The sequence below is a fragment of the Hydrogenophaga sp. genome (genome assembly GCF_048549895.1).
In the GTDB taxonomy this organism is placed as follows: Bacteria; Pseudomonadota; Gammaproteobacteria; order Burkholderiales; family Burkholderiaceae_C; genus Hydrogenophaga.
Window position 1 is genome coordinate 44,603 of the sequence record NZ_JBLYYB010000011.1, and the last position, 26,736, is coordinate 71,338.

24 protein-coding genes are annotated in these 26,736 nt (G+C 61.5%); 20 read left to right on the plus strand and 4 right to left on the minus strand.

The genetic code is table 11. The annotated features are described in order from the left end of the window. Positions 1–533: 533 nt before the first annotated feature. From ACN4F8_RS00780 to ACN4F8_RS00830, 11 genes are all read left to right on the plus strand, one after another. Positions 534–1,412, plus strand: coding sequence for a helix-turn-helix domain-containing protein (locus tag ACN4F8_RS00780; protein WP_419471827.1), 879 nt, complete (start codon positions 534–536; stop codon positions 1,410–1,412). Positions 1,413–1,616: 204 nt separating this feature from the next. After that, positions 1,617–4,559: a xanthine dehydrogenase family protein molybdopterin-binding subunit gene (locus ACN4F8_RS00785; protein ID WP_419471854.1), complete on the plus strand. Its 2,943-nt coding sequence runs from the start codon at positions 1,617–1,619 to the stop codon at positions 4,557–4,559. Beyond that, positions 4,556–5,371: an FAD binding domain-containing protein gene (locus ACN4F8_RS00790; RefSeq protein WP_419471828.1), complete on the plus strand. Its 816-nt coding sequence runs from the start codon at positions 4,556–4,558 to the stop codon at positions 5,369–5,371. Before ACN4F8_RS00785 ends, ACN4F8_RS00790 begins: the two co-directional genes overlap by 4 nt. After that, the gene (locus ACN4F8_RS00795; protein WP_419471829.1) at positions 5,368–5,871 is read left to right on the plus strand and encodes a (2Fe-2S)-binding protein; all 504 of its coding nucleotides are present in this window, start codon (positions 5,368–5,370) and stop codon (positions 5,869–5,871) included. The genes ACN4F8_RS00790 and ACN4F8_RS00795 overlap by 4 nt, the downstream gene beginning before the upstream one ends. Next, the gene (locus tag ACN4F8_RS00800) at positions 5,864–7,411 is read left to right on the plus strand and encodes an AMP-binding protein (RefSeq protein WP_419471830.1); all 1,548 of its coding nucleotides are present in this window, start codon (positions 5,864–5,866) and stop codon (positions 7,409–7,411) included. The genes ACN4F8_RS00795 and ACN4F8_RS00800 overlap by 8 nt, the downstream gene beginning before the upstream one ends. Before the next feature lie 55 nt (positions 7,412–7,466). Then, positions 7,467–8,279 carry an enoyl-CoA hydratase/isomerase family protein gene (locus ACN4F8_RS00805; protein WP_419471831.1) on the plus strand — a complete coding sequence of 271 codons (813 nt, stop codon included), beginning with the start codon at positions 7,467–7,469 and terminating at the stop codon, positions 8,277–8,279. A gap of 42 nt (positions 8,280–8,321) precedes the next feature. Next, positions 8,322–9,497, plus strand: coding sequence for an ABC transporter substrate-binding protein (locus ACN4F8_RS00810; protein ID WP_419471832.1), 1,176 nt, complete (start codon positions 8,322–8,324; stop codon positions 9,495–9,497). A 22-nt stretch (positions 9,498–9,519) separates the two neighbouring features. Next, positions 9,520–10,413 (plus strand): branched-chain amino acid ABC transporter permease, encoded by an 894-nt coding sequence (locus tag ACN4F8_RS00815; RefSeq protein WP_419471833.1) that lies wholly within the window; start codon positions 9,520–9,522, stop codon positions 10,411–10,413. A gap of 1 nt (position 10,414) precedes the next feature. Further along, positions 10,415–11,467 (plus strand): branched-chain amino acid ABC transporter permease, encoded by a 1,053-nt coding sequence (locus ACN4F8_RS00820; protein WP_419471834.1) that lies wholly within the window; start codon positions 10,415–10,417, stop codon positions 11,465–11,467. Then, complete coding sequence (locus ACN4F8_RS00825) at positions 11,464–12,213, plus strand: ABC transporter ATP-binding protein (protein ID WP_419471835.1); 750 nt, start codon at positions 11,464–11,466, stop codon at positions 12,211–12,213. The genes ACN4F8_RS00820 and ACN4F8_RS00825 overlap by 4 nt, the downstream gene beginning before the upstream one ends. Next, entirely contained in the window at positions 12,210–12,920 is a 711-nt protein-coding gene (locus ACN4F8_RS00830) for an ABC transporter ATP-binding protein (protein ID WP_419471855.1), read from the plus strand. Before ACN4F8_RS00825 ends, ACN4F8_RS00830 begins: the two co-directional genes overlap by 4 nt. Positions 12,921–13,559: 639 nt before the next feature. Here the strand turns inward: ACN4F8_RS00830 and leuD are convergent. The 3 genes from leuD to ACN4F8_RS00845 are packed head-to-tail and all read right to left on the minus strand — an operon-like array spanning position 13,560 to position 16,606. Beyond that, positions 13,560–14,195, minus strand: a complete 636-nt coding sequence (leuD, locus tag ACN4F8_RS00835; RefSeq protein WP_419471836.1) for a 3-isopropylmalate dehydratase small subunit — start codon at positions 14,193–14,195, stop codon at positions 13,560–13,562. Next, positions 14,192–15,607, minus strand: coding sequence for a 3-isopropylmalate dehydratase large subunit (gene leuC, locus ACN4F8_RS00840; protein ID WP_419471837.1), 1,416 nt, complete (start codon positions 15,605–15,607; stop codon positions 14,192–14,194). The genes leuD and leuC overlap by 4 nt, the downstream gene beginning before the upstream one ends. A gap of 30 nt (positions 15,608–15,637) precedes the next feature. Further along, positions 15,638–16,606: a tripartite tricarboxylate transporter substrate binding protein gene (locus tag ACN4F8_RS00845; RefSeq protein WP_419471838.1), complete on the minus strand. Its 969-nt coding sequence runs from the start codon at positions 16,604–16,606 to the stop codon at positions 15,638–15,640. A gap of 107 nt (positions 16,607–16,713) precedes the next feature. Here ACN4F8_RS00845 and ACN4F8_RS00850 point away from each other — a divergent pair, with 107 nt between their 5' ends. Continuing rightward, on the plus strand, positions 16,714–17,628 hold the full coding sequence (locus tag ACN4F8_RS00850; protein WP_419471839.1) for a LysR family transcriptional regulator: 915 nt from the start codon (positions 16,714–16,716) through the stop codon (positions 17,626–17,628). Positions 17,629–18,037: 409 nt separating this feature from the next. On the opposite strand, the gene ACN4F8_RS00855 is transcribed toward ACN4F8_RS00850, so the two are convergent. Beyond that, positions 18,038–18,307, minus strand: a complete 270-nt coding sequence (locus tag ACN4F8_RS00855) for a hypothetical protein (protein ID WP_419471840.1) — start codon at positions 18,305–18,307, stop codon at positions 18,038–18,040. On the opposite strand from ACN4F8_RS00855, the gene urtA reads away from it, so the two are divergent. The 8 genes from urtA to ACN4F8_RS00895 all read left to right on the plus strand — a co-directional run bounded on the left by urtA (position 18,306) and on the right by ACN4F8_RS00895 (position 26,630). After that, positions 18,306–19,490 carry an urea ABC transporter substrate-binding protein gene (gene urtA / locus ACN4F8_RS00860; RefSeq protein WP_419471841.1) on the plus strand — a complete coding sequence of 395 codons (1,185 nt, stop codon included), beginning with the start codon at positions 18,306–18,308 and terminating at the stop codon, positions 19,488–19,490. The two genes, ACN4F8_RS00855 and urtA, sit on opposite strands and share 2 nt — an antisense overlap. Positions 19,491–19,555: 65 nt before the next feature. Further along, positions 19,556–20,458 carry an urea ABC transporter permease subunit UrtB gene (gene urtB / locus ACN4F8_RS00865; RefSeq protein WP_419471842.1) on the plus strand — a complete coding sequence of 301 codons (903 nt, stop codon included), beginning with the start codon at positions 19,556–19,558 and terminating at the stop codon, positions 20,456–20,458. Positions 20,459–20,461: 3 nt separating this feature from the next. Then, entirely contained in the window at positions 20,462–21,505 is a 1,044-nt protein-coding gene (urtC, locus tag ACN4F8_RS00870; RefSeq protein ID WP_419471843.1) for an urea ABC transporter permease subunit UrtC, read from the plus strand. A gap of 50 nt (positions 21,506–21,555) precedes the next feature. Beyond that, the gene (gene urtD, locus ACN4F8_RS00875) at positions 21,556–22,314 is read left to right on the plus strand and encodes an urea ABC transporter ATP-binding protein UrtD (protein WP_419471856.1); all 759 of its coding nucleotides are present in this window, start codon (positions 21,556–21,558) and stop codon (positions 22,312–22,314) included. A 12-nt stretch (positions 22,315–22,326) separates the two neighbouring features. Next, positions 22,327–23,016 carry an urea ABC transporter ATP-binding subunit UrtE gene (urtE, locus tag ACN4F8_RS00880; protein WP_419471844.1) on the plus strand — a complete coding sequence of 230 codons (690 nt, stop codon included), beginning with the start codon at positions 22,327–22,329 and terminating at the stop codon, positions 23,014–23,016. A gap of 26 nt (positions 23,017–23,042) precedes the next feature. Continuing rightward, the gene (locus ACN4F8_RS00885) at positions 23,043–24,080 is read left to right on the plus strand and encodes an aliphatic amidase (protein WP_182120687.1); all 1,038 of its coding nucleotides are present in this window, start codon (positions 23,043–23,045) and stop codon (positions 24,078–24,080) included. A gap of 37 nt (positions 24,081–24,117) precedes the next feature. Further along, positions 24,118–24,924: a CbbQ/NirQ/NorQ/GpvN family protein gene (locus ACN4F8_RS00890; protein ID WP_419471845.1), complete on the plus strand. Its 807-nt coding sequence runs from the start codon at positions 24,118–24,120 to the stop codon at positions 24,922–24,924. A gap of 14 nt (positions 24,925–24,938) precedes the next feature. Then, positions 24,939–26,630 carry a nitric oxide reductase activation protein NorD gene (locus ACN4F8_RS00895; RefSeq protein WP_419471846.1) on the plus strand — a complete coding sequence of 564 codons (1,692 nt, stop codon included), beginning with the start codon at positions 24,939–24,941 and terminating at the stop codon, positions 26,628–26,630. Positions 26,631–26,736: the final 106 nt, after the last annotated feature.

Here is a 26,736-nt window from a genome sequence, read left to right on the forward strand (position 1 = left end):
CACCCTTTGTTCAAACGTGACCACCTCGCATCAAAAGAAGCTCTAAAAGGGAGCGAGCGCACACGCGAACGCGTACGTAAAAAGAGCAATTCACTTGCACTCCCTCGATATTGTTGCGGCCTTGTGCCCCAGGCCAGGATCATGGAGTGAAACAGCATGGACGGCCGAAAAGCACGGCACGTGAAGAAGACGTTGTCTTCGGAGCACTCGACTGCAAAGACGAAAGTCTGATGGGGATGTCGATGCAGACGCTGGCGAGCCTGCGGACGCCGATCGCACTGGCGCACCCGCTCGGTTAGCATAGTTGCTGGCAACGCAGCCCTTATGCCAGCGGGCATCTTGATGCTGGTCAATGATGTCGACCGCGTACCTCAATATTCGCAAGCCGTACACGCCTCCGTGTGGCCTCGGCATTCAGCGCTCGGTGATAGCTGGTACGGATCCAGTCACCGCTGCCTGTTGGCCGGGTGCACATTGCGAGTTTGTTCAAGGCCAGAAAGTGCCGTTTTCGCTGCGCATCCAGGAGCCCAGGTGTGTCCTCAGCCATCAAGATTTTCCAGGGCCGATTCGGCCGTGTCGCCCTGCTCGACATGGACGCGCCGTTGGTGGGGCACGCGCATCACCACTGTCATATTCTCATCAAGGCTGGTGGCTCTGACAGCGCGTTTCGCGTGCGCGGGGAGCGCGCTGCAATCTCGGATGACACGGCGGTGCTGGTCAACGCTTGGGAGCACCACGCCTACGAACACGACGTCCCGCCCGGGGCGCGCACACTGATCCTGGCGCTCTACATCGAACCAGGGTGGCTGGCCGATCTGCAGCGTTCACTGGCCCTGTCGGGGCATCCCCGCTTCTTTCCACAGTCCTGTGTCCGTTTGACCGCTGCCACGCGCAAGATCGTCGAAGAGTTCGTGCTGGAGCTCTGGTGGGGCGACGAAGTCTCCCCGGGACGCCTGGAGGACCTGTTGTTCAACCTCATCATTGCAGTGGTCGAGAGCTACTCGGGCTGGCGTGACCTGACCAGTTTGTTGCGCAGCAAGCCTCCTGTTTCCATGGACCCTCGCATCCGAAAGGCCATTGCGCTGATGCGTCAGGACGTCGGACATGAACTCGATGTCGACAGGGTGGCTACTGCCATCGGTCTGTCGCGGGCCCACTTCTTTACGCTGTTCCAGCGCGATACGCGGGTTACGCCGCTCGTCTATGCGAACGTACTGCGCTTCGAGGCGGCAGTGCAACGTTTGACACACAGCCAGGAATCGGTGGGTGATGTATCCCACGACCTGGGCTTTTCCGCTCCAAGTCACTTCTCGCGATTTTTCCGCGCACACCTGGGCATTACCCCAAGCGACTACCGTCGCAAGGTCAATCTGTTCGACCCACCTCCCGGTCAGTCCTCGGACGAGATCTGAGAGCGAACACGAAGTCATCAGACTATTTGGACAGCCGGCAGATGCGTCGGTCATTCGTCCGACGCTTGTGATACCGCATGAGCTCCCTGTTTCCCGACACTGGCGCTGCAGAACAAAAGCAGCCGTACGTCGGCACAGGAGACAAGATTGCACGCAGATCCCTCACTGGTGGGCGCCGCCCGGCAGGCATGGGTCGGCCAGCGCATGGAGCGGCTGGAAGACGATGCCCTGCTGAACGGTCGCGGCGCCTTTGCCGATGACTTGGGTACGCGCCCGGGCACGCTGCATGCGGCGGTTCTTCGCTCGCCCCACCCGCACGCCCGACTGCTCGGTATTCATACGCAGGCGGCCATGGCTCTGCCCGGCGTCCGTGCCGTGCTCACCGGCGCCGATGTGCAGGCCTGGGCTCAGCCCTTCGTGGTCGGTGTCAAGCAGCCCATGCAGCACTGGGCGCTGGCCGTAGACCGCGTCCGTCACGTGGGAGAACCGGTTGCCGTGGTGGTGGCCGAAGACCGCTACATCGCTGAGGATGCGCTAGATCTCTTGCGCGCCGACTACGAGCCTCTCCCGGTGGTGATGGACATTGAGCATGCGCTGGATGGCGATGCCTTGCCTCTGCATGAAGCGGTGGGCAGCAATGTGGTGTCGGATCGTCAGTTCTGCTATGGCGATCCCGACACGGCTTTTGCGCAAGCTGGCGTCCGCACGGTACGAACCACCGTGCAATACCCGCGCAACAGCTGCTCGCCCATGGAGTGCGGCGTGGTGATCGCCGAGCACCTGCCGGGTGACGAAGGCTACGACGTACTCTCCAATTTCATGGGACCGTTCTCGCTGCACGCCGTGATGGCCCTGGCGCTCAGGGTACCGGGCAACAAGTTGCGCCACCGCGTGCCGCGGGACTCGGGGGGCAGCTTCGGCGTCAAGCAGGCGGTGTTCCCTTACGTGGTGTTGATGTGCCTGGCCTCGCGCAAGGCAGGTGCTCCCGTGAAATGGGTTGAGGACCGCCTTGAGCATTTGAGTGCAGCCACTTCGGCCACCGCACGGCTCACCACCATCGAAGCCGCCGTCACGCTTGATGGCCGCGTCACGGCCTTGCGCTACGACCAGGCCGATGAAGTGGGCGCCTACCTGAGAGCGCCAGAGCCCGCCACCTTCTACCGCATGCACGGTGCGCTGACCGGCGCTTACGCGATTGAACACTTGGCGGTGCGCAACCGGGTGGTGGTCACCAACAAGACGCCCACCGGTTTGGTGCGTGGTTTTGGCGGTCCGCAGGTGTATTTCGCGCTGGAGCGGTTGATGGACCGCATTGCCGTAGAACTGAACATCGACCCCGTCCAGCTGCGTCTGCGGAACTACGTACCGGCTGACGCGTTTCCGTACACCGCAGCGGCCGGCGCGGTGCTTGATTCTGGCGACTATGTGCGCCTGACCCGGATGGCCATGAGCGAAGCGCAGACCCGCCAACTGGGCGAGCGTCAGTGTGCGGCGCGCGCGGCGGGCCGGCTCTACGGCATTGGTGTGGCCGCCATCGTCGAACCTTCGGTGTCGAACATGGGCTATATCAGCACCGTGCTCACGGCCGAGCAGCGCGCCAAGGCCGGACCAAAAAACGGCGCCATCGCCAGCGCCACCGTGGCCATCGACCTGCTGGGCGGCATCAATGTGACCATTGCGTCAGCGCCGGCAGGGCAGGGACACATGACGGTATGCGCACAAGTGGTGGCCGACGTTTTGGGTCTGCTGCCCACGCAGGTGGTGGTGAATGTGGAGTTCGACACCGCCAAAGATGCGTGGAGCGTGGCCGCCGGCAACTACAGCAGCCGCTTCGCAGGCGCTGTGGCCGGTGCGGTGCACCTCGCCGCGCAACGCCTGCGCGACAAACTCGCCCGTATCGCGGCCGCAGGTTGGGCGTGCGCAGCCAGCGACATCGGCTTCGAGGACGGTCGGGTGTTCAATCGCCGACAGCCTGCCCAGTACCAACCCTTCACGCGCCTGGCCGCCAGTCCGCACTGGGCGCCCGCGTTGTTGCCCGAGGGCGAAACGCCTGGCCTGCGCGAAACCGCCTTCTGGACGCCCGACACCTTGAGCGCGCCCGATTTGCAGGACCGCGTCAACACCTCGGCTGCCTATGGTTTCGTGTTCGACATCTGCGGTCTGGAGATTGATCCCGACACGGGAGCTGTTCGTATCGATCGCTACATCACTGCCCACGACGCCGGCCGCCTGCTCAACCCCGCATTGGCCGATGGCCAGATCCGTGGTGCCTTCGCTCAGGGACTGGGTGCGGCCTTGCTTGAGGAGTTCCGATACGGGGCCGATGGCAGCTTCCAGAGTGGCACGCTGGCCGACTACCTGATGCCCACCGCCTGCGAGACGCCTGATCCCGTCATCGTGCATCTGCAGACACCCAGCCCCTTCACGCCGCTGGGTGCCAAGGGCCTTGGCGAGGGCAACAACATGAGCACGCCCGTCTGCATTGCCAACGCCTTCGCAGACGCGCTGCGCCCACTGCGCGACGTGACCGATGTGCGTCTGCCTCTCACGCCCGGGCGTGTGCTCGAACACCTGCGCACACCCGACCCGGCGCCTCGCCATCAGGTGGTTCCGGCGAATGCGCCAACCCCGAGTGGAAACGGCCTGACGCTCGCCGCGCAAGGCACGGTGGAGATCGCTGCGCCGCCGGAGCGCGTTTTCGAGGTGCTGCTCGACCCCGCTGCGCTGGCCCGTGTCATTCCAGGCTGTCACGCGTTGCAAGCCGACGGTGTCAACCGCTACCGGGCAGACGTCACGGTGGGCATTGGACTGATCAAGGCGCGTTACGAAGCGCGCATCACGCTCTCAGACATCGAGGCGCCACATCGCCTGCGGCTGATGGGGCGTGGCAGCTCCAACCTGGGCACCGGCGCGGGCGACGGCGTGGTGAGGCTTGAAGCCACGGCCAACGGTACCCGACTGCACTACGACTACCGGGCCCAGGTGGGCGGCAAGGTGGCCATGGTGGGCAGCCGCATGCTGGAGAGCGCGGCACGCGTGATCGTTGCTCAACTCTTCGAATCGCTGGGCCGGCAGGCCGCGGGCGACGCTGCCATGCCTGCACCATGGTGGCGCCGTCTGTTGCAGCGCCTGGGGTTCAAGCCATGAAGCCAGCCGCATTCGACTACGTGCGCGCCGACAGCGCCGAGGTCGCCGCTGCGCTGCTGCAGCGGTATGGCGAGGGCGCACGCATCCTGGCGGGCGGACAGTCGCTGATGGCCGTGCTGAACATGCGGCTTGCCCAACCCGAACTGCTGATCGACATTTCGCGCAGCGTCGAGCTGGCTGCGATCTCGGTGGAGGGCCACGCCTTGCGTGTGGGTGCCGCCGTCACGCAGGCGCAGCTCCAAGCCCATCCCGAAGTGCCACCTCTGCTGGCACTGGCGTTTCCGCACATCTCGCATTTCCAGATCCGCAACCGTGGCACCGTGTGCGGCTCGATCGCGCATGCCGATCCATCGGCCGAGTTGCCACTCTGCCTCGTGGCTCTGCAGGGCACGGTGCACCTGCGCAGCACCCGCGGTGTTCGCCAATTGGCCGCTGCGGACTTCTTCACCGGTCTGCTGAGCACTGCGCGCCGCGCCGACGAGCTCGTGGAGGCGGTGAGCTTCCCGCGTCCTGCTACCGGCCAGTCCTTCGGATTTGCCGAGCATGTGCGACGCCATGGCGACTTCGCACTGTGCGCGGTAGCCGTTGTGGCTGATGCCAAGGGCATGCGTCTGGCTGTGGGCGGATTGAGTGATTGCCCGCAAGCCTTTGAACTGCCGGTGTTGGCGGACGCTGCGCTCGACGATGCCCTGAACGAGATCGCGTGGTCGTTGCAGGTGCGTGACGACCCCCACACCAGCGCTGCAACACGCCGCCATCTGCTGCGCCGTCTGGCGCGCCAGGCCATCCAGTCAGCAAGGAGACAACCATGAGTGAATCGGTTCTCGAACGAGGTACGTTGCACAGCGTGCGCCTGACCCTCAACGGACGGGCGCGCACCGGTCAGGCTCGACCCCGCCTGCTGCTCAGCGACTTCTTGCGCCACGAACTCGGCGCCACCGGCACCCACGTGGGATGCGAACACGGTGTCTGCGGAGCGTGCACCGTGCGTGTGGACGATGTGGCCTGCCGAGCGTGCCTCATGCTGGCCGTGCAGGTTGAAGGCCGTCGCGTCGACACAGTTGAAGATCCTGAAGGTACCGATGCCATCCTGTGTGCGCTCAAGGCGGCGTTCAAACGCCACCATGCGCTGCAGTGCGGTTTCTGCACCGCGGGCATTCTGATGTCCAGCGCGGATTGGCTGCATCGCCAGCGCGCTGCCGGACACGTGCCGCAAGAAGCCGAGATCCGCGACATGCTCAGCGGCCACCTGTGTCGTTGTACCGGCTACACGCCCATCGTGAATGCTGTCATGGAGGTGGCCCGTGCTTGACCTCGGACGCACCTTTCTGCAAAGCGTGGACCGCGCCACCGACGCCATTGCCCTGGTCGATGGCCATGTGCGTCTGAGCTGGTCCGAATGGGCGCGCACCATCGGGGGCGTACAGCGCGGGTTGGCAGCGCTGGGCCTGCGGCATGGGGACCGTGTGCTCGGCGTGCTGCAGAACCGGCACGAAGCAGCCACGCTGCACTGGGCCTGCCAGTTCGCGGGCCTGGTGATGACGCCTTTGAACTGGCGTGCCAAACCTGAAGAGATCGACCACGCACTGCGGGATTCGGATGCCCGCTTGCTGGTTTACGAGGGCGCTTCACAGGAAGCCGTCATGCAATCTGCGCTGGCCCGATCGGTGGCCCGCTTGTCGGTGGGTATCGCAGGCTGCAGTGACCCAGGATTCGACCAGGTATTCATCGACCCCGCCGACCCGACGCCACAGGCACGAGCAGAAGACATATCGCTCATGCTCTACACCTCGGGCACCACCGGCGCGCCCAAGGGCGTACCGCGGCGCCAACGCGCCGAGCGGGTGGCTGCGCTGGCTCACGTGGCACAAAACCGTTACGGCTATGGAGAACGCACGTTGGGTGTGATGCCGCTGTACCACACCATGGGCGTGCGCTCTCTGCTCACCATGGCGCTGGTGGATGGTCGTTTCGTGTGCATGCCGCGTTTCGAAGCCGCAGCCGCACTGCGCGCCATCGAGACCGAGCGTGTCAGCCACCTCTATCTGGTGCCCACGCTGTACCACGACCTGCTCGCCCACCCTGCGTTCAAGCGAACCGACACGCAGTCGGTCCGCAAGCTTGGATTTGCTGGTGCCCCCATGCACGACGCCTTGCTGTTGCGCCTGCAACAGGCGTTCCAGCCCGAGCTGTTTGTCAATCACTACGGCAGCAGCGAGATCTACACCTTCTCGATCAACCAGAACGCGGTGGGCAAGCCCGGGTCTGCTGGTCGTGCCGGTATCAACACACGCTTGCGCGTGATCAAGCTAGATGCCAGGAGTCCCGAGGACACGGCCGCTGCTCTTGAGGAGGGCCAGATCGTGGCCGATCTGCTCAGTGACGAGGCTTTCGAGGGTTACCACAACCGCCCCGAAGCAAACGCGCGCAGCCTGCGCGACGGCTGGTACTTCACCGGTGACACCGGGTACATCGACAACGAAGGTGATCTCTTCGTCACCGGTCGCGTGGACGACATGATCATCAGCGGGGGCGAGAACATCTCGCCAGTGGACATCGAGTCGGTGTTGTCGCTTCACCCTTGCGTGGACGAGGTGGCCGTGGCCGGACTCAAGGACGAGCGCTGGGGCCAGCGTGTGGTCGCGTTTGTGAAGTCGCGCAGCGCTGTGGCCGCTGAATCGCTTGACGCGCATTGCCGCAATTCCAATCTCGTGAACTTCAAAAGGCCGCGCGAGTACGTGTTCGTGCGCGAGATTCCCAAATCGCCGGTAGGCAAGGTGCTGCGCCGCAAGCTGGTGGCCGGCGAGTTCGAAGCCATGCCCCCGCCATTGCCTGCCGTGCCTCCGGCCTGACCGATCCACGGCCCCGTTCACCTGTTCCACCCTTTCTCTCACCGCAAAGGACCTCATGCAACTCAACGATCTGAACCACCCAGCGCTCACATTGAGCGCCGCTTTCGATGGCTACCGCGTCGAGATAGACCCCAAGCGGGAGCGTGCCGACATCGTGCTGTGTCGCCCGCCCTACAACGTGATATCGATGACGCAGCGCGAACAACTGCGAATCACCTTTGAAGCACTGGATGCCAATGAAGACGTGCGCGTGATCGTTGTGCGCGGCGAAGGCGAGCACTTCTCCAGCGGCGGCAACATCAAGGGCTTCCTCGAAGCATCTCCGGAGCATGTGAGCAAGCTGGCCTGGAACGTGGCGGCCCCCGCGCGTTGCAGCAAGCCAGTGGTCACGGCTGCCCGTGGGTACTGCTTCGGCGTTGGATTCGAGCTTTCTCTGGCGTGTGACTTCCGCCTGGTGACACCCACCACGCTGTACGCACTCCCTGAGCAGAAGCTGGGCCAGATCCCCGGATCGGGTGGCTCTGCCCGCCTGCAGAAGATGGTCGGTATCACGCGCACCAAGGACATCGTGATGCGCAGCCGGCGGATCCCCGGGCCGCAGGCCTATGACTGGGGCGTGGCCACGGAATGCGTGCTCGACATCGAGCTCGAAGCCGCCACCGACGCGCTGGTGGAAGAGCTTCGCGGCTTCTCGCCACTGGCTCAGCGAACCGCCAAGAAGCTGCTCAACGATACCGAGGATTCGCCGCTGTCGATTGCCATCGAGCTCGAAGGGCACTGCTACTCACGCCTGCGCAGCTCGAACGACTTCCGTGAAGGTGTGGAAGCCTTTCACGACAAACGACGTCCGCAATTCAACGGCACCTGATTTCACCGACCCATCCGCAACCACCCCAAAGAGGAGACAAACATGCATACCCGAATCCGTACCGCCAACATGACACTTGCGCTGGCCTGCTTGACCGGCCACGCGCTTGCGCAGACACAACCCATCCGTATCGGCGTGGTGACCCCCTTGTCGGGCACTTACGCCGGCATTGGACAGCAGGTGAAATGGGGGCTGGACTTGGCTGCGCGCCAGATCAACGCAGCAGGCGGCGTGGCTGGCCGCCCGCTTGAGCTCATATACGAGGACGAGGAGGCCAACCCTTCCGTGGCGGTCCAGAAGGCGGAGAAGCTCTTCCAGGTGAACAAGGTCGACTTTCTGACGGGCACTGTGAACAGCGGTTCGACGTTGGCGGTGGGCCAGCTCGCCGAGCGCAACAACCGTCTGATCGCCACCACCGTGTCTTTCGCGGATTCGATCACCGGCGACAAGTGCTCGCCCAACGTGTTCCGCGTCAACGCCCGCGCTGGCATGCAATCGGCAGCGCTGGCCGACTGGCTTGCCAGCACGCGACCCAACGCCAATGTGTTCTACCTGGGCCCTGACTACGAGATGGGCCGCAGCACCGTGGCGGCTTTCAAGTCGGCAGCCGAGGCAAAGGGCGCGAAGTCGGTGGGTGAGGTGTTCGCGCCGCTGGACAACAAGGACTACTCGCCCTTCTTTGGTCAGATGCGCTCGGCCCGCCCGGCAGTCATCTACACCTCGGTTGCAGGCAACGATACGGTGCGGTTGTTCTCGCAGATGGTGGAGTTCGGTATCAGCCGAAACGTGCAGGTGGTGGGCGCCTCCGGTACCGTCACCTCTCAGAACCTGCCTGCCATTGGAAAGGCAGCCGACGGTTTTGTGACCGGTGTAGGCTATGCCACCAGCATCGACTCGGACGACAACCGGAAGTTTGTGGTCGACTTCGAAGCCGCCAACAAAGGGGCTCCCGACCTGTACGGCGCCGACAGCTACGGCGTGCTGTTCTTCTACAAAGCCGCAGTCGAGAAGGCAGGCAGCACCGACACCGACAAGGTGCGAGCGGCCATGCGCGGACTGCAGTGGAGCACGCCTCAGGGCACCAAAACCATGCGCGCTGGCGATCACCAGGCCATGCAGGACATGTACGCCATGCGCGTGACGGGTGGGAAGTTCGAACTGGTGGGCAAGGTCAAGGCAGATGCCGCGATCGGCCCCGATGTCTGCAGCCGCTTCTGAGCCAACCCGGGAAAGCTACACCATGAGCACCGCCCTCGACTGGCTTCAATTCGTACTGGCACCGCAGATGATCAATGGTTTGTCGATCGGTGTGGCCGTGGTGTTGATGGCCCTGGGACTGACCATCATTTTCGGTTTGCTGGACGTCATCAACATGGCACATGGCGAGTTCTATGCCATCGGCGCCTACCTTGCCGTGGCCCTGCTCGGTCTGGGGCTGTCGTTCTGGTGGGCGCTCGTCCTGACGCCGCTGTTGATGGCGGTGCTGGGGTACGCCACCGAGCGAGGCCTCATACAGCGGGTTTTCCACAGCAAGGACCGACACACGCTGACACTGCTGCTCACCTTCGGCATGGCGGTGGTGCTCGAAGACGCGCTCAAGATCGCCTTCGGTGCCAACCCGCTGCGGCTGGAGGCGCCCATCGACGGCGCGACCGAGATGGTGGGCCTGTATTTCCCCAACTACCGGCTGTTCGTGATGCTGTTCGGTGGCGCACTCATCGCCGCAGTCTGGCTGCTTGTCTTTCGCACATCGGTGGGCGCCATCGTTCGAGCCGCAGCCCACGACCGGCACATGAGTGCTTCACTCGGAGTTCCGGTACAGCGTGTGTATGCCGCCACCTTTGCGTTTGGCGTTGCCATGGCGGGCATCGCGGGTGTTCTCCTCGCACCGATCTACTCGGTGTTCCCCACCATGGGACGCGATTTCGTGCTCATCGCCTTCAGCGTCGTGATCATCGGCGGGATGGGCTCCATCAAGGGCGCGGTGCTGGCCGGTCTCCTGCTGACGCAAGTGCAATCCATCTCCAGCCTGTACATCTCCCCCGTCTGGAGCGATCCGTTGCTGTTCGGGATCATGGTCCTGGTGTTGATGTGGCGGCCACAAGGTTTGTTCGGAAAACTCGGGAGCGCCTGACATGAGCACACCCGCTTCCACCTCCACACTGGCTTCGCGCCGCAACGCGCTGGCCGCACCTGCGTCTGTGGCACCACGCCGGTCGGCCGCTTCCTGGCTCGCCATCCTGTTCTTTGCGGGAGCACTGTCGTTCGGCGGCCTTGCGCTGGCGATGGGTGATGTGTTTTACCTGCGCCTGGCAACCGAGGCCCTGATTTTCGGTGGCCTGGCGCTGTCGGTTGACTTGCTGCTCGGCCGGGTCGGGCTGCTGCCGCTGGGACAGGCGCTGTTCTTTGGTCTGGGCGCTTACGTCTCTGCGCTCGTGCTCAAACACTGGAGCGACTCCTTCTGGCTGGCGATGGCCAGCGCCCTGGTGTTCAGCGTCCTGGCGGGGTTGGTCGGCGGTCTGATCGCCATCCGCGCCAAAGGGGTGTACTTCGCGCTCATCAGCTTCGGACTGGCCCAGGTGCTGTCCAAGGTGATCTACAACACCCGCGAGCTCGGGGCCTCCGACGGGATCATTGGAGTGCCCGCCGCTGCGGTGGCGCCAGGCTTGAACTCAAGCACACCCGAAGGCTTCTTTCTGGTGGTGCTTGGCTTCATTGGCGCCATCTACATGGCACTGCGATATCTGATGGACACGCCCGCAGGCCGCCAGCTTGACGCTATCCGCACGAACGAACACCGGGTCAGTTTCCTTGGAGCAGACCCGTGGCGTTACAAGCTCGGCGCCTTCGTCGCTGCGGCCTGTATTGCCGGCTGCAGCGGCGCTCTGTACCCCATGCTGCGCGGCTTCGTTTCACCCGAGTTGATGTTTTTTCAGGTCTCGGGCAATGCGGTCATCAATGTCATTGTCGGTGGCACCGGCACACTGATCGGCCCACTCTACGGCTCCGCCATCCTCACTGGCTTGCGCTCCGTGGTGGGTTCTTACACAGCCCATCACCACATCGTCATCGGCCTTTTGTTCGTGGTTGTTGTGATCGTGATGCCACGCGGCCTCATTGGCTACGCCACACCCGCGCTGCAGCGCTGGCTGGATACGCGCCGCTCGCGCAGGGAGGCTCGCCCATGAGCGCCATTCTTTCGGTTCAGGGTCTCAGCGTTCAGTTCGGTGCACTCAAGGCGGTGCAAGGCGTGAGCTTCGAAGCGCAATCGGGCGGTATCACGGCGGTCATCGGTCCCAACGGTGCGGGCAAAAGCAGTTTGTTCAATCTGATCAGCGGCGCCATCCGTCCCACCTCCGGAGTGGTTCATTTCGAGGGTGTGGACGTGACCGGCCTGGCACCACACGAGCTGCTGGGCAGTGGACTGTCGCGCTCGTTTCAGATCACCAACCTGTTCTTCGATCTCACCGTGCGAGAGAACCTGCGTCTGGCAGCGCAGTTTCTGGAGCGTGGTCGCGGCTTGTTTCGACCACTTGCACAAAGCTCCATCGCCTGGCAACGCGTAGATGAACTGCTGAGTCAATTCGATCTGCAGTCCAGGGCCGACGAGCTTGCGGGCTACTTGTCTCACGGCGAGCAGCGTCGACTGGAGATCGCGGTGTCACTGGCATCGCGCCCGCGCATGTTGCTGCTGGACGAGCCCACTCAGGGCATGAGCCACACGGACACTCGCGAGACGGAAGCGCTGATTCGCGGCCTGTCGCGCGACCACGGGCTGTCCATCTTGCTGGTGGAGCACGACGTCGACCTGGTGATGCAACTGTCGGACCACGTGGTGGTCATGCACCAGGGCGAGAAACTGGCCGAGGGCGCGCCGGCCGACGTGCGTGCCAACCCGGCGGTGCAGGCCGCCTATTTCGGGGAGAGGCACTGATGCTCGAACTCAAAAATGTACACACCCACTATGGGCTGAGCCATGTGCTGCAAGGTATCGACCTGCGCGTAGGAAAGGGTGAAGTGGTCGGTTTGTTCGGTCGCAACGGCGTAGGAAAAACGACACTGATCAAAACCATCGCGGGCTGGGTCACGCCATCGCAAGGCGAGGTGGTGTTTGACGGCCACCGTTTGGACGGTGTTGGTGCAGACGTCATCTGCCGCCGCGGTATCGGGCTGGTCCCAGAGGACCGGCGCATCTTTCCTGGCCTGACCGTGGAGGAGAACCTGCGGTTGGGGCAGATGCAGTGCCCGTCACGCAGCCGTGCCGAGTCGCGACGACGTCTTGATGAGACCTACCAGCGCTTTCCCCGGTTGGCGGAGCGGCGGCGCCAGATGGGCACGACGCTGTCAGGCGGCGAACAGCAAATGCTGGCGTTCGCGCGCGTACTTGCCGGCGCCCCTCGCCTGCTCCTGATTGACGAACCCACCGAGGGACTTGCGCCCATGATCGTGGACGAGTTGTTCGCCCTCATCGGCGACCTCGCTCGTCAGGGCATTCCGATCGTGCTGGTGGAGCAGAACGTGCACAGGGCCATTCGGTTGACCACCAGGCACTATCTGATCGAACGCGGCCAGGTCGTCTGTGAAGGCAATTCAAGTGACGCTGGCCAGCGGGCTGCCTTGTTGGATCGCATCAGCGTTTGAGGTGGCGCTGAGCGCGTGACATCTGCTTTTTGCAGCGGCGACTGCCCTGTCGGTTTCCGTTGAGGGCGGTTCTGCCCATCGCGTAACTCTCACCGCAGAGAGGAGAGAGATAAAACGTCCCTAAGGTCTCGAGAAATGCCCCTGGCGTCCATTCAGAGAGAGAACAGAGAATCCGAGGCTTCCTGGACCCCGCATGAACACTGGGGTTAGATCAACAAAAAAGCCCCTGCGTAACAGGGGCTTCTGGACTTGCTGGCGGTGGGGGTAGTGGGCACTTAACCGCTATCAGTGAAAAGTTGATAAACCTCATTTTTTGCAGTTTCAAACAAGCTCCAAAAGGGGCGCGGGCGCGCGTGCGTGTGCGCACATGCGCCCGCGCGCGTAAAAAAAAGCATCTTTTGACCATGCCTCAACATTGTTGAAGGAGGCTGTGCTGTTGCACTCGGACGAAACCCTTCGCTGTCTGGTGACCTGCAATCAAAGCAAGTGCAAGCCGCAGGGATCGGAGCAACTCCACCGCATCGATGTCGTTGGGTTCGTGTCCTCAAGTTCTTGACCGGCGATGTTTTCCTGCTTGGAGCCTCGCGTTGGGGGCCAGCTTGCGCATCCGCATGGCTAATGCTCCATTCAAAGGTGAGGTCAGAATCGTTCAACCGTCACCGCTGCAACATCCTTGAGCCAGGGCTGGCGCGCCCAGTGATCAAGGGCGTAGCTTTGGATCTTGTCCCTGTAAGTCAGCGAAAGCCCGATGCTGTCGAGCCCCTCCAGGAACATCTGGCGGTGCCGGGGCATCAGGTCGAAACTTGCCTGCACTTTGCGACTGCGCAGTGTCTGAGCCTGGATGTCGATGTGAATCTGGTTCTCGCCAGTGTCGTCAGCATCGTCCATCAGCTTGGCAATCTCGCTGGGCTCAAGCGTCACGAGCAGCAGCCGGTTGTTCATCGCGTTGGAGTAGAAAATCTCTCCATAACTTGACGCGACGATCGCGCTGATCCCGAACTGCTGAAGGCCCCACACCGCATGCTCTCGGCTGGATCCACAGCCGAAATTGGCACCGGCCACCAGAATCGATGCATCGGCATGGGAGCTGCGGTTCAAAACGAAATCCGGCCGAGCTCGCCCCTGGGAATCGAAGCGGAGGTCGTACAGCAAACCCTCCTTGAGCCCTGACTTGTCGATGCCGCGCAGGAACTGCTTGGGCATGATCTGATCCGTGTCGAGGTTTTCAATGCGCAACGCGGCGGCCTGCCCATCGATACAAACAGACTTGTTCATTGCAGGGTCTCCATGCGGCGCACATCGGTGATGCGTCCTGTGATGGCCGCAGCCGCGGCCATAGCCGGGCTCATCAGGTGCGTGATCGCACCACGGCCTTGGCGTCCTTCGAAATTGCGATTCGTCGTCGACGCGCAGCGAATGCCCTCGGCCAACACATCGTCGTTCATTGCAAGGCACATTGAGCACCCTGGATTGCGCCATTCGAATCCTGCATGGGTGAACACGAGGTCGAGACCCTCGGCCTCAGCCTCCGCTTTCACCGCCCCCGAACCAGGCACCACCATGGCTCGAACGCCTTCGGCAACGTGGCGGCCTCGAACCACGGCCGCAGCCGCCCGCAGGTCTTCAATGCGCCCATTGGTGCAAGACCCGATGAACACGTGCTGCACCGGTGTGCCCTCCATCGCGGAGCCTGGCGGCAGCTTGGTGTAACGCAGGGCACGATCGGCGCTTCTTCGCGCAGGACCATCCGGCAGTTCATCAAGCTGTGGAATGCGCCCATCGATGGCCACGACCTGATCGGGGCTGGTGCCCCATGTGACCTGAGGAGCAACGTGAGTCGCGTCAAACCGGTGTTCGACGTCGAAGCTGGCACCATCGTCGGTCCGCAGGTTCACCCACGCGGCCAAGGCTGCCTCGCGGTGTTCCTTCGCAACGTCGGGAGCATGCGCCATGACATAGTCGATGGCTTTCTGATCCGGTGCGACGAGCGCGCCCCGGCATCCGGCCTCGACCGTCATGTTGCACAGCGTGAAGCGCGCTTCTATCGACAGCGCATCGATCGCCTTGCCGCAGTACTCGACCACATACCCTCTTGCACCCTGCGCACCGATCCGACCGATCACTGCCAGCACGAGATCTTTGGCTGTTGCGCCGATGGGCAGCGTGCCATCGACACGAACGCGCATGTCTTTGGCCACGCGGTAGACCAACGTCTGGGTGGCGAGCACGTGCTCGACTTCGGTGGTACCAATGCCGAACCCCAAGGCTCCCAGCGCCCCGTAGGTCGTCGTGTGGCTGTCACCGCAGATCACGACCATGCCTGGCCGGATCATCCCGTGCTCCGGAGCCACCACGTGCTCAATCCCCTGCAAGGCATCGTTCGTGTCGAACAAGGGGATGCCGAAGTGGTCACAGTTCCTTTTCAGGTTGGTTGCCTGCAGGGCGGATGCTGTGTCTGCAATCACACGAAACTTGACGGGGTGCGTGGGAATGATGTGGCTCACTACCGCCACGTTTTGACCCGGCATGGATACGCCACGCCCTTGCTCGTACAAACCTGCAAAGGCTTGAGGGCTGGTGTATTCGTTCATCAAGTGCAGATCGCAGAACAGCAAAACGTTGTCTTTGTCCAGCGTGGCGACCGTGTGAGATCCGACCAGCTTGCGGTAGAGAGTGCGAGGGGTCATAGGGCCTTGAGAAAGTGCAGTGAATGCCGGTCAGTTCGCGGTGATACCGCGCTCTTTGACGAGCTTGGCCCACATGGGCATTTCAGATGCGATCCGGGTACGCGCCTGTGCAGGAGTTGACGGCGTGGCTTCGAAGCCATCTTTGGACATGCGTTCCTTCATCTCGGGCGACTGCAGCACCGCCACCAGTGTGGCGTTGAGCTTGTCGATCACCGGTTGTGGGGTACCCGCCGGGGCGAACACCGTGAACCAGGTCTCGAACGCGTAGTTGGGCAGGCCCGCTTCAGCAATGGTCGGCACGTTGGGCATCAGGGCGGATCGTTTCGGACCCGTGACGCCGAGCGCTCGCAACCGACCCGTTTCGACATGGCCTTTTGCCGCCGACAGCACGGGGAAGGACATCTGCACCTGCCCGCCGATGGTGTCCGTCAGTGCTGGACCACCCCCACGGTACGGAATATGCAGGATGGCAAGTCCAGCCTGGGCCTTGAACAGCTCTGCTGACATGTGGAAGGTGCTGCCGCTTCCGGCGGACCCATAGCTCAAATCGCCAGGCTTGCTCTTGGCCAGCGCCATCAACTCCTTGAGGTTCTTGGCGGGCAAAGCGTCGTTGACCACCAGGACATGCTGTGACGAGGCCACCATGCCGATGGGCGCGAGGTCTTTCAGCGTGTCGTAGGGCATCTTGGCGAAGAGGGCTGGGTTGATCGCCAGGGAAACCGTCTGCAGGCCGATGGTGTAGCCGTCGGGCGCCGACTTGGCCACCGAATCCACACCCACGTTGCCGCCCGCGCCACCCTTGTTTTCGATCACCAACGGCTTGCCCAGTGCTTTGCCCCACTCTTCAGAAATCATGCGGGCGACGATGTCGGCGCTGCCACCGGGGGCGTACGGCACGACCAGCTTCACGGGCCGCTCGGGGTAGCTCTGGGCCAGCGCCAGACCCGGGGCGCAGAGGGCGACCAGCGCGAGGCTGTTCAGCAGGATTCGACGTTGCATGTTTGTCTCCAGATCATGTTTGAGGTAAGTCCGAGTCTCAATCTTATGCGTGCCTTTGGACGCCATAATGTTTTGAAAGTCAGTTCTTTCGGTCTTCAAAGTTATCAATGGACGCGTTCTCGGACATCGCCTTCTTCTCTCTGCTGATCAAGCACGGCAGCCTCGCCGCCGCCGCCCAACAGATCGGCGTGACACCGCCTGCGGTGAGCAAACGTCTGGCGGCGATCGAGCGCAGGCTCGGCGTTCGCTTGCTGCAACGCACGACTCGGCGCATCAAGCTCACACCAGAAGGTGAGACATACATCGTCGAAGGTGCACGCGTGATGCAGGAGCTGGAGGCGCTGGAGCGCACCGTGTCGGGGAGTCAAGCCGTCCCAAAAGGCTTGCTGCGCGTCTGCGCCACATTGGGTTTTGGTCGCAAGCATGTAGCGCCGGTGTTGTCCAAGTTCGCGCGCCGCTTTCCCGATGTCGAGGTGCAGCTGCACCTGACCGACCGCCCGGTGAATCTCGTGGAGCAAGGGTTTGATCTTCAGCTGCGATTCGGCGAATTGCCCGATGCCCGCCTCACAGCTCGGTTGCTCGCGCGCAACCGCCGCGTGCTGTGTGCATCACCCGCCTATTTGCGCCGCGCCGGCGAACCAGCGTCTCCGCGCGAACTGGCTCAGCACGCGTGCCTTTTCATCCGGGAGAGCGAAGAAACCTTCGGCACCTGGCACCTGCGGTCGGGAACGCGCACTGAAACCGTGAAGGTTCGTGGCCCATTGGCCTCGAATGACGGCGAATGCGTCTTTCAGTGGGCTCTGGATGGGCACGGCATCTTGATGCGATCCCTATGGGAGTCAGCACCGATGCTGCGCTCTGGACGCCTGCGAGCCGTCTTGCCCGAGTGGAGCCTGCCATCTGCCGACGTATACGCGGTCTTCCCGACGCGCAGCCATCTCTCGGCCAAGACCCGCGCGCTCGTCGACTTCTTGATGGAAACCTTTGAAGCAAACCGATTGAGCGAGGACGGCGGTTGGTAACCTCCCATCGAAACCAGGACTCTCAGCGCTTGAGCCTTCCCCAGTTTTCCGGATACATCCAATGACATGATGTGTTCAGGAGATAGGCATGACAAGAACCCGAAGGAGCTTCACAGACGGGTTCAAACGTGAAGCTGTGAAAGCAGCCAGGAGCAACCGCCATGCACATTGCGCCGCGAGACAAAGGAGCTCGGCATCGTGGTGTCTGGTCGCCTCCCAGTTGGAGAGCGATCATGTCGACCCGCAGGACCAAGCCTCTGGTTCAATCGGCGCAGCCGCGCGAATTCCAGAGCGGGTCATTTGCCATTTGCGCCACCTGCTTTCTTGCGATGCAGTAAGGGTATTACCTATAGTGCGAGATTCCACCGGCGCGTAAAACTGCGTCTGTCGAGAAATCGCCACCTTTCATTCAACGTCGACTGCCAGTGCTGCCAGTCAGATGTTGGGCAAAAAAGCCCGAACCGGAATAGCTCCGGTTCGGGCTTTTTTGTTTTCTGTCATCCAACTTTGCTTCGGACGAGGCCACAGCCTCACCCGGCTGGCGGAGCTGTGCTTGTTCGGAATCCAGATGGCCTGTGGCGGTTGCTTGTCGGGGATCTTCTGTGTCTAGGGCTGACTTTTTCACAGTTGGATCACAGGTCGTCATTTCCGTAAACACAACTGCCAGGAGCTTGACCATGACTGAACTGAATCGCCGCGACATCATGAAGACCGGAGGATCGATACTGATCCTGGGCGCAGCCGGGGGGGTGCCTGCCATCGCATCCGCGCAAGAGACTGTGAAGCTCGGGCTCTTGCACTCGCTCTCGGGCACGATCGCAATCGCTGAGGCCTCGTTGGTTGATGCAGAGAAGCTTGCCATCGAAGAGATCAACGCCAACGGTGGTGTCATGGGACGCAAGATAGAAGCGGTGATCGAAGACGGTGCAAGCGACAACTCGGTTTTTGCAGAAAAGGCTCGCAAGCTTCTGGAGCGCGACAAAGTGGCAGCCATTGTGGGTTGCTACACATCGGCCTCGAGAAAAGCGATCCTGCCGGCGCTCGGACGCGCCAAAGGTTTGCTGTACTACCCGACCTACTACGAAGGCCAAGAGCAGGACAAACAGGTTTTCTATCCTTCGCAGGAGGCCACCCAATCCGTCATCGCCGCTGTGGAGTGGCTTGCTCGTGAAAAGGGCAAAACCTTCTTCTTGGTCGGCTCCGACTACATCTATCCGCGCACCTGCAACAAGATTGCCAAACCCACCATCGTGAAGGCGGGCGGCAAGGTGCTGGGTGAGGAATACGCCCCGCTGGGTCACACCGAGTTCTCTTCGATCATCAACAAGATCAAGGCCGCGAAACCCGACTGCATTTACAGCACGGTGGTCGGTGGCTCCAACGTGGCCTTCTACAAGCAACTGCGCGCTGCAGGCCTCGACGGATCCAAGCAGGTGCTGCTGTCCACGGTGGTTTCTGAAAATGAAATCGAAGGCATCGGCAAAGACAACGCTGCTGGCTACTACGCCTGCATGGGCTATTTCCAGAGCATCAAGTCGCCCGGCAACGAAAAATTCGTGAAAGCTTTCAAAGCGAAGTATGGACAGGATCGTGTCATCGGAGATCCGATGCAGGTTGCCTACAACAGCGTCTATCTGTGGAAGATGGCCGTTGAGAAGGCCAAATCCTTCGACGTGGACAAGGTGATTGCCGCCTCGGGAGGCATCGAGCTGGAAGCCCCTGAAGGCACCGTGCGCATGCACGCCACGAACCACCATGTGTGGAAGAAAGTGCGCATCGGGCGCGCACGCCCAGACGGCCAATTCGACATCGTGTGGGAAGCCCCAGCGCTGGTTGAGCCCAATCCTTTCCCCAAGATCTGAGGGATCGGGATAGATGACCGAGCGCCGCTGGCGCTCGGTCATCCCAACGCAGCAGGAGCGACAGGATGAGTTTCGATATTGCAGTGATGCAGATGTTCAACGGGGTCAGCCTGTTCAGCATTCTGTTGCTGATGGCGATCGGTTTGGCCGTGGTGTTCGGTCTCATGGGCGTGATCAACATGGCCCATGGGGAGTTGATGGCTCTGGGTGCGTACATGACATACGTGGCATCGCTGGCCTTCGAGCGCTGGGCGCCAGCCTGGATGGATGTTTACCTGTTTGCCGCCATACCCTTCGCGTTCCTGGTGACCTTTGCGTTTGGCTACGCACTGGAACGCGGCTTCATCCGCTTTTTCTACAACCGTCCGCTGGACACGCTGCTTGCCACGTGGGGCTTGAGCCTCATCATGCAGCAAACCTACCGCACCGTTTTCGGCGCACAGGAGGTCAGCGTGCCGCTGCCCAGCTGGCTCGCCGGCGCCTGGGAGCCGGTGGTGGGCATACAGCTGCCGATCACGCGCATCTTCATCGTTGGTCTGACGATCACGGTCGCAGTGGCGGTCTACCTGTTGTTGTACCGGACCCGCTGGGGCGTGAAGGTTCGCGCCGTGACGCAGAACCGCGCGATTGCCGGCGCCACGGGCATCAATACCCAGCGCGTTGATGCCCTCACGTTTGCGCTGGGTTCGGGTCTGGCCGGTATTGCCGGCTGTGTGTTCACCATGATCGGCTCCACCAACCCGGGCACCGGCCAGCTCTACATCGTCGATTCCTTCATCGTCGTGGTTTTCGGTGGCGTGCAGAGCCTTGCGGGCACAGCGCTGTCTGCTTTTGCCATCGCTCAGACGCAAACGTGGCTGGAGTTCCTCATGAGCGGATCGATGGCCAAAGCCACCATCCTGTTGCTTGTCATCGTGGTTCTCTACTTCCGACCGAATGGCCTGTTTGCTTTGCGCACCCGGAGTTGAACCATGCAAGACAACAAACACAAGCGCAGCTTCATCTCCACCATCGTTTTGATCGGTCTCTTGGTGGTGGTGCTGCCACTCGTGCTGGATCCATTTCGCCTGAACCTGATCGGAAAGTACCTGGCTTTCGCCTTTGTTGCGCTTGGCATCGTGCTGACCTGGGGCTACGGGGGCATCTTGAGCCTGGGTCAGGGTGTGTTCTTCGGTCTCGGTGGTTACATGATGGCGATGTTTCTGAAGCTCGAAGCTTCAGCACCCGAACTTCCGGATTTCATGGTCTGGAGCAGTGTGGAGCAACTGCCAACCTGGTGGATTCCTTTCAAATCCCTGGGGCTCACAGTGCTGTGCATCGCGGTGATTCCCGTTGTATTGGCCTACGTGTTCTCGTACGCGATCTTTCGCCGTCGGGTCAGTGGCGTGTACTTCGCCATCGTGACGTTGTCCCTGGCGCTCACCCTCACCGTTGTGGTGGTCGGCCAGCAAGGGGACACGGGCGGCGCCAACGGCATCACGGATTTTCGAACTTTGCTCGGCATGGACATCCTCTCCGATCACTCGCTGAGGACGCTGTATTTCGTCGAAGTCGCGGTGCTGTCGCTGGCCATGCTGTTGTCACTGGCGGTGGTGCGCAGCCGCTTCGGCAAGATCCTGATCGCCATTCGAGACCGCGAAGACCGTGTGCGCTTCAGTGGCTACGACACTGCGCACATGAAGGCGTTTGTCTTTGCCTGTGGAGCCTTGCTGGCTTCCTTGGGTGGAGCATTTTTCACCCTTCAAGTCGGTCTCATCGCCCCCAGTGTCATCGGTGTCGTGGCGTCGGTGGAAATGGTGATCTACGCCGCCGTGGGAGGACGCATGTCTGTGCCAGGTGCTGTCGTTGGAGCCTTGCTCATCGGCTTCCTCAAGTCGTATTTGTCGGAGGCATTTCCCGAGGGTTGGCTCTACTTCCTGGGAGGTGTCTTCATCCTGGTGGTGTGGGTCATGCCCAACGGGTTGGCGGGGCTCATGGACCAGTGGTCCAACCGCCGTCGTCGCAGGGCTGCGTGATGAATGTCAGCGCCGCTCTTCCACGAGTCCCACGCAACGGTACAAATTCCATGTCCCAAACGGCATCCCATGCGAGTGAAAAAGTGCTCGTCGTCGAAGACCTCACGGTCTCGTTCGATGGTTTCAAAGCGGTGGACTCCCTGAGTCTTTCTGTGGATCGAAACGAGCTGCGCGTGATCATCGGACCCAACGGCGCAGGCAAAACCACGTTGCTCGACATGATCTGCGGAAAGACCAAGCCGACGTCGGGGCGGGTGATGTTCAACGACAGGGACATCACACGCCTGACCGAGCACCAGATTGTGCGGGCGGGCGTGGGTCGCAAATTCCAGACGCCTTCGGTTTACGAGGACCTCACGGTGCTCGAAAACCTCGAAATTTCCCTGCCTCGCAAGCACGGTGTCTTTCAGTCTCTGACCTTTCGGCGAACGCCCGAGGTCATGGACCGCATTCACGCGATGGCCGAGAAGATCTATCTCATCGAGGCCATCCACAACCGCGCAGGCCAGCTCAGCCATGGACAAAAGCAGTGGCTGGAAATCGGGATGTTGCTCATGCAGGAGTCATCCCTGCTGCTGCTCGACGAACCCGTGGCGGGCATGAGTCCTCGTGAGCGCGAGCAGACCGGTGACTTGCTCAGTCTCATCGCTGCCGGCAAGTCCGTGATCGTGATCGAGCACGACATGGACTTCGTCAAGCGCATTGCGCACAAGGTCACCGTGCTCCATCAGGGAAAGCTTTTGAGCGAAGGCAGCGCAAGTGAGGTTCAGCAGGATCCCCGCGTCATCGACGTTTATCTTGGCCATTGAAGAGAGAACAGCATGTTGGAGATTTCTCAACTCAATGTCGCCTACGGCGAGTCCCATGTGATCCACGATGTGTCGTTCAAGGTGGGGCCGCGGGAGTCTGTGGCCATCATGGGTCGCAACGGGATGGGAAAGACCACCTTGCTCAAGTCCCTGATCGGGCTGCTGCCGGTACGTTCGGGTGCGATCCGGTTGGATGGCGCTGAGATGGTCGGGCAGCCCAGCTACCGTCGCGTGCAACACGGCATGGCCTTCGTGCCGCAGGGCCGCATGGTGTTTCCTTTTCTCTCGGTGGAGCAAAACATCCTCTGCGGTGCCGAGCACTCAGGGTATCGGCAGGTACCCGACTACATCTACCAGTTCTTCCCGGTGCTGAAGGACATGAAGCAACGCAAGGCAGGGAATCTTTCGGGTGGTCAACAGCAGATGCTGGCCATCTCGCGAGCCTTGGTGTCCGATCCGAAAGTTCTGATTCTTGATGAACCCACGGAAGGCATCCAGCCTTCAATCATCAAGGAAATTGCACAGACCCTCAACGTTCTTCGCCATGAGCGGGGATTTGCCGTCGTGGTGTCTGAGCAGGTACTGAGTTTTGCCCTGGATCTGGCTGACCGGTTTCTGGTCATCGATCGCGGGCGGATCGTGCACGAAGAAATGCGTGCAGAGCTCAATCAGGAAAAAGTGAAGTCGTTCCTGACCGTTTAACCCCCAACCCCTCCCAGGAGATTTTCATGAGACATGGTGACATTTCCAGCAGCAACGATTGTGTCGGCGTCGCGGTCGTCAACTACAAGATGCCCCGCCTGCACACCACAGCAGAGGTGTTGGCCAATGCGCGCGCCATTGGTGAGATGCTGGTCGGCATGAAGAAGGGACTGCCAGGCATGGATCTGGTGATCTTTCCCGAGTATTCAACGCATGGAATCATGTACGACTCGAAAGAGATGTACGAGACCGCTTCGACGGTTCCAGGCGCTGAGACGGAAATTTTTGCCGAGGCTTGCCGCAAGGCCAATGTCTGGGGCGTGTTTTCGTTGACGGGAGAGCGTCACGAAGAACACCCCAACAAGGCACCGTACAACACGCTCATTCTGATGAACAACAAGGGGGAGATCGTTCAAAAGTACCGAAAGATCATGCCCTGGGTTCCCATCGAGGGTTGGTATCCCGGCGACTGCACGTATGTCTCCGAAGGTCCGAAGGGCATGAAGATGAGCTTGATCATCTGCGACGACGGCAACTACCCTGAGATCTGGCGTGATTGCGCCATGCGTGGCGCTGAACTGATCATCCGTTGCCAGGGTTACATGTATCCCGCCAAGGAACAGCAAATCATGGTCTCCAAGACCATGGCCTTCCTGAACAACACCTACGTGGCGGTGGCCAACGCGGCTGGTTTCGACGGTGTGTATTCGTACTTTGGCCACTCGGCAGTGATCGGCTTCGATGGGCGCACGTTGGGCGAGTGCGGTGAGGAAGAGATGGGCATCCAGTACGCTGAACTCTCCATGAGCCTGATCCGTGACGCGCGCAAAAACGGGCAATCGCAAAACCACCTGTTCAAACTGGTGCACCGGGGCTACACCGGGTTGATCAACTCTGGCGATGGCGACAAAGGCGTGGCGGCATGCCCGTACAACTTCTATGCCAACTGGATAAACGACCCTGAAGGAACGCGCGAAATGGTGGAGTCGTTCACCCGCACCACCGTGGGCACGGAGGAATGCCCGATCGAAGGCATCCCCAACGCTGCGACCAAGCACCGCTGAGCGAGAAACGCGTCTTCTTCATCTTCAGGATCCCTTCATGTCCACAGCACTCGACGAGTACCTCATCCGCATCGAACCGTTCTACCAGGCCGCAGGCCCCGAGATCGAGTGTTACGAGCGCGCTTACGCGCATCGGATGCCGTTGATGCTGAAAGGTCCTACCGGATGTGGGAAGACGCGTTTCGTCGAATACATGGCGTGGAAGCTGCAGCGCCCGTTGGTGACGCTGGCCTGCAACGAAGACATGACGGCGTCCGATCTGATCGGGCGCTATCTCCTGGATGCAGACGGAACCGCTTGGCATGACGGCCCCATGACGCTCGCGGTGCGCCACGGTGGCATCTGTTACCTCGACGAGGTGGTGGAGGCTCGCCAAGACACCACGGTGGTGATCCACCCGCTCACCGATGCGCGCCGCATCCTCCCGCTGGACAAAAAAGGTGAGGTGGTGAGAGCCCACCCGGACTTCCAGTTGGTGGTGTCGTACAACCCGGGCTATCAGAGCAGCTCCAAAGACATGAAGCCATCAACGCGGCAGCGGTTTGCCTCGTTGGAGTTTGACTACCCACCCGAGGACAAGGAAGTCGGCATCGTGGCGCACGAAGCCGGGATATCCGAGGTGCTTGCCCGGCAGTTGGTCACCATCGCTCACTGCACCCGGGCACTGAAGCAAAAGGGATTGGACGAAGGCGTGTCCACTCGCATGCTCATCTACGCCGGCATCCTCATCCGGGACGGCATGTCGGAAGCCCAGAGTTGTGACATGACGATGATCCGCCCACTGACAGACGATCCCGACATGGCGCTGGCCATCCGCAATTTCGTCACGGCCCAGTTTGGATGACCGTGTCGCCTCACGTGAGCTCCGCGCTGTCGGGCATTGAGCCTTTGTCAGGTCTGTTGCCAGCGTTGCGCTTGCTGGCGCATGGGCTGAGCAACGGTCAGATTGCGGTGGAAGACAACGATGAAACAGGGCGCATACGACGCGCTGTGCTCACATCCACCCAGCTCTTGATCAGTAGCCGCCAAATGGATGAAAAGCCGGCCATGCCTGAGCGGCTGTTCGGGTTGTTGCGCGCGACGGTGGCCCATGGCGTGGCCCACCGTCGGTTCTCCCAGCCGGCCCTTCCGTCTCACGCGTTGAAACCCTTGGGGCTGGCCGTTGTCTCCGCGATTGAAGACGCCCGAGTCGAGCGCCTGTTGTGGCGCCGATATCCAGGTATTCGCCACTGGTTTCTGGAGCAGCTGGCTCCGGTGCCTGATCCGGGTGACCTGAGCTTTGAAGCACTCGTGTCACGCATGGATCGCATCTTGCTGGACCCTGATTACAGCGATGACAACCACTGGGTCAACAAGGCAAAAAGACTGTTCGAAGAGGTGGCCTCCGTGCATGGGCTGGAGGCCTACGCCGAGTTTCGTGCGATCGCTTCCATCCTGGCCAACGATCTGGGCCAGATGCGGGTTCGTTTCGATCCGCAGCACCACGTCGTGCCCTCGCCCTATCGGGATGACAACAGCTACTTGTGGACCTTTCCCGAAAACAACCAGGCTCAGGACGAAGCGATCTCCTCACCCCAGGCGGCTGCTCCCCGCCCAGCGAATGTGGCCCCTGGTGAGGGGTCCACATTGCTTCAGGACAACCAGGAGGAAGTGGAACTCGGCAGGTTTGTGTACCCCGAGTGGCACCACGTGCTGGAACTCTGGCGCCACAACTGGTGCACCGTGCTGGAAAAGCTGCCAGGCAGCTCAGTCCAGGGTCCATCACAAGGAGGCATTGCTGCTGCCCACTCCTTCAAGCCAATGACCCTTCGTCGCCTGCGGCGATTGAGCCGCCGGCACCGGCTGCGACGGCAGTGGGAGGGCGATGACATCGACCTGAACGCTGCAATCGAAGTGTTGGTTGATCGTCGCCTCAGCCTTCAGCCTGAGCCGCGTTTGTTCATGCGTGCAGGTCGGGAGACGGGAGCTTCCAGCATTCTCGTGCTGCTCGATCTTTCCGAGTCGACCAACGAACCTTGCGGTTCTTCAGGACAGACCTTGCTGGATATCGAGAAGCAGGCGGCCTTCATGCTGGCAGACGCGACCGCCAACACCGACGACCGCATTGCCATACATGGATTCAGCTCCAACACGCGCGCGCAGGTGGACTACCACCGGATGCTTGAGTTCGGAGTGCCACTGCAAGGCCCAGCCCGATCTCGCCTGGCCTCCGTGCCGGGGCGCCACTCGACCCGGATTGGAGCGGCACTCCGTCATGCCAGCGCCTTGTTGCAGGATGAGGGGGACAATCAACGCGCGATCTTGCTCGTGACCGACGGCGCGCCAGCAGATGTGGATGTGTTCGACTCCGAGTACCTCACAGAAGATGCGCGGGTGGCGGTGATGCAAGCCCGTGTGGCTGGCGTGCGGGTTTTTTGTATTGCAGTGGATGGCCAGGCCGACCATTACGTTCGCAGAATATTTGGCTGGCGGGACTATTGCATCGCCGAGAACGCCTCTTCCCTTCCCACGCAGCTGCAAAGGGCTTATGCCCGACTGGTCGGAGGATGAAGCACTCTCGACATGTGCTGCCACGGGTTTGTTGTCAAGATGAGGATGTTCGCAAACATGCGAGAAAAGCTTTTGCCGTGCAAACGGTGCGGGTGCGGCGCGAGCC

Bases quoted from the DNA above. Each gene is read 5' to 3' on its own strand.
- urtE (WP_419471844.1), top strand. From the start codon at position 22,327: ATGTTGGAGATTTCTCAACTCAATGTCGCCTACGGCGAGTCCCATGTG.
- urtB (WP_419471842.1), top strand. From the start codon at position 19,556: ATGAGTTTCGATATTGCAGTGATGCAGATGTTCAACGGGGTCAGCCTG.
- ACN4F8_RS00845 (WP_419471838.1), bottom strand. From the start codon at position 16,606: ATGCAACGTCGAATCCTGCTGAACAGCCTCGCGCTGGTCGCCCTCTGC.
- ACN4F8_RS00810 (WP_419471832.1), top strand. From the start codon at position 8,322: ATGCATACCCGAATCCGTACCGCCAACATGACACTTGCGCTGGCCTGC.
- ACN4F8_RS00820 (WP_419471834.1), top strand. From the start codon at position 10,415: ATGAGCACACCCGCTTCCACCTCCACACTGGCTTCGCGCCGCAACGCG.
- ACN4F8_RS00815 (WP_419471833.1), top strand. From the start codon at position 9,520: ATGAGCACCGCCCTCGACTGGCTTCAATTCGTACTGGCACCGCAGATG.
- ACN4F8_RS00890 (WP_419471845.1), top strand. From the start codon at position 24,118: ATGTCCACAGCACTCGACGAGTACCTCATCCGCATCGAACCGTTCTAC.
- leuD (WP_419471836.1), bottom strand. From the start codon at position 14,195: ATGAACAAGTCTGTTTGTATCGATGGGCAGGCCGCCGCGTTGCGCATT.
- urtC (WP_419471843.1), top strand. From the start codon at position 20,462: ATGCAAGACAACAAACACAAGCGCAGCTTCATCTCCACCATCGTTTTG.
- ACN4F8_RS00855 (WP_419471840.1), bottom strand. From the start codon at position 18,307: ATGGTCAAGCTCCTGGCAGTTGTGTTTACGGAAATGACGACCTGTGAT.
- ACN4F8_RS00850 (WP_419471839.1), top strand. From the start codon at position 16,714: ATGGACGCGTTCTCGGACATCGCCTTCTTCTCTCTGCTGATCAAGCAC.
- ACN4F8_RS00825 (WP_419471835.1), top strand. From the start codon at position 11,464: ATGAGCGCCATTCTTTCGGTTCAGGGTCTCAGCGTTCAGTTCGGTGCA.
- ACN4F8_RS00885 (WP_182120687.1), top strand. From the start codon at position 23,043: ATGAGACATGGTGACATTTCCAGCAGCAACGATTGTGTCGGCGTCGCG.
- ACN4F8_RS00790 (WP_419471828.1), top strand. From the start codon at position 4,556: ATGAAGCCAGCCGCATTCGACTACGTGCGCGCCGACAGCGCCGAGGTC.
- ACN4F8_RS00785 (WP_419471854.1), top strand. From the start codon at position 1,617: ATGGAGCGGCTGGAAGACGATGCCCTGCTGAACGGTCGCGGCGCCTTT.
- urtA (WP_419471841.1), top strand. From the start codon at position 18,306: ATGACTGAACTGAATCGCCGCGACATCATGAAGACCGGAGGATCGATA.
- ACN4F8_RS00795 (WP_419471829.1), top strand. From the start codon at position 5,368: ATGAGTGAATCGGTTCTCGAACGAGGTACGTTGCACAGCGTGCGCCTG.
- ACN4F8_RS00805 (WP_419471831.1), top strand. From the start codon at position 7,467: ATGCAACTCAACGATCTGAACCACCCAGCGCTCACATTGAGCGCCGCT.
- urtD (WP_419471856.1), top strand. From the start codon at position 21,556: ATGTCCCAAACGGCATCCCATGCGAGTGAAAAAGTGCTCGTCGTCGAA.
- leuC (WP_419471837.1), bottom strand. From the start codon at position 15,607: ATGACCCCTCGCACTCTCTACCGCAAGCTGGTCGGATCTCACACGGTC.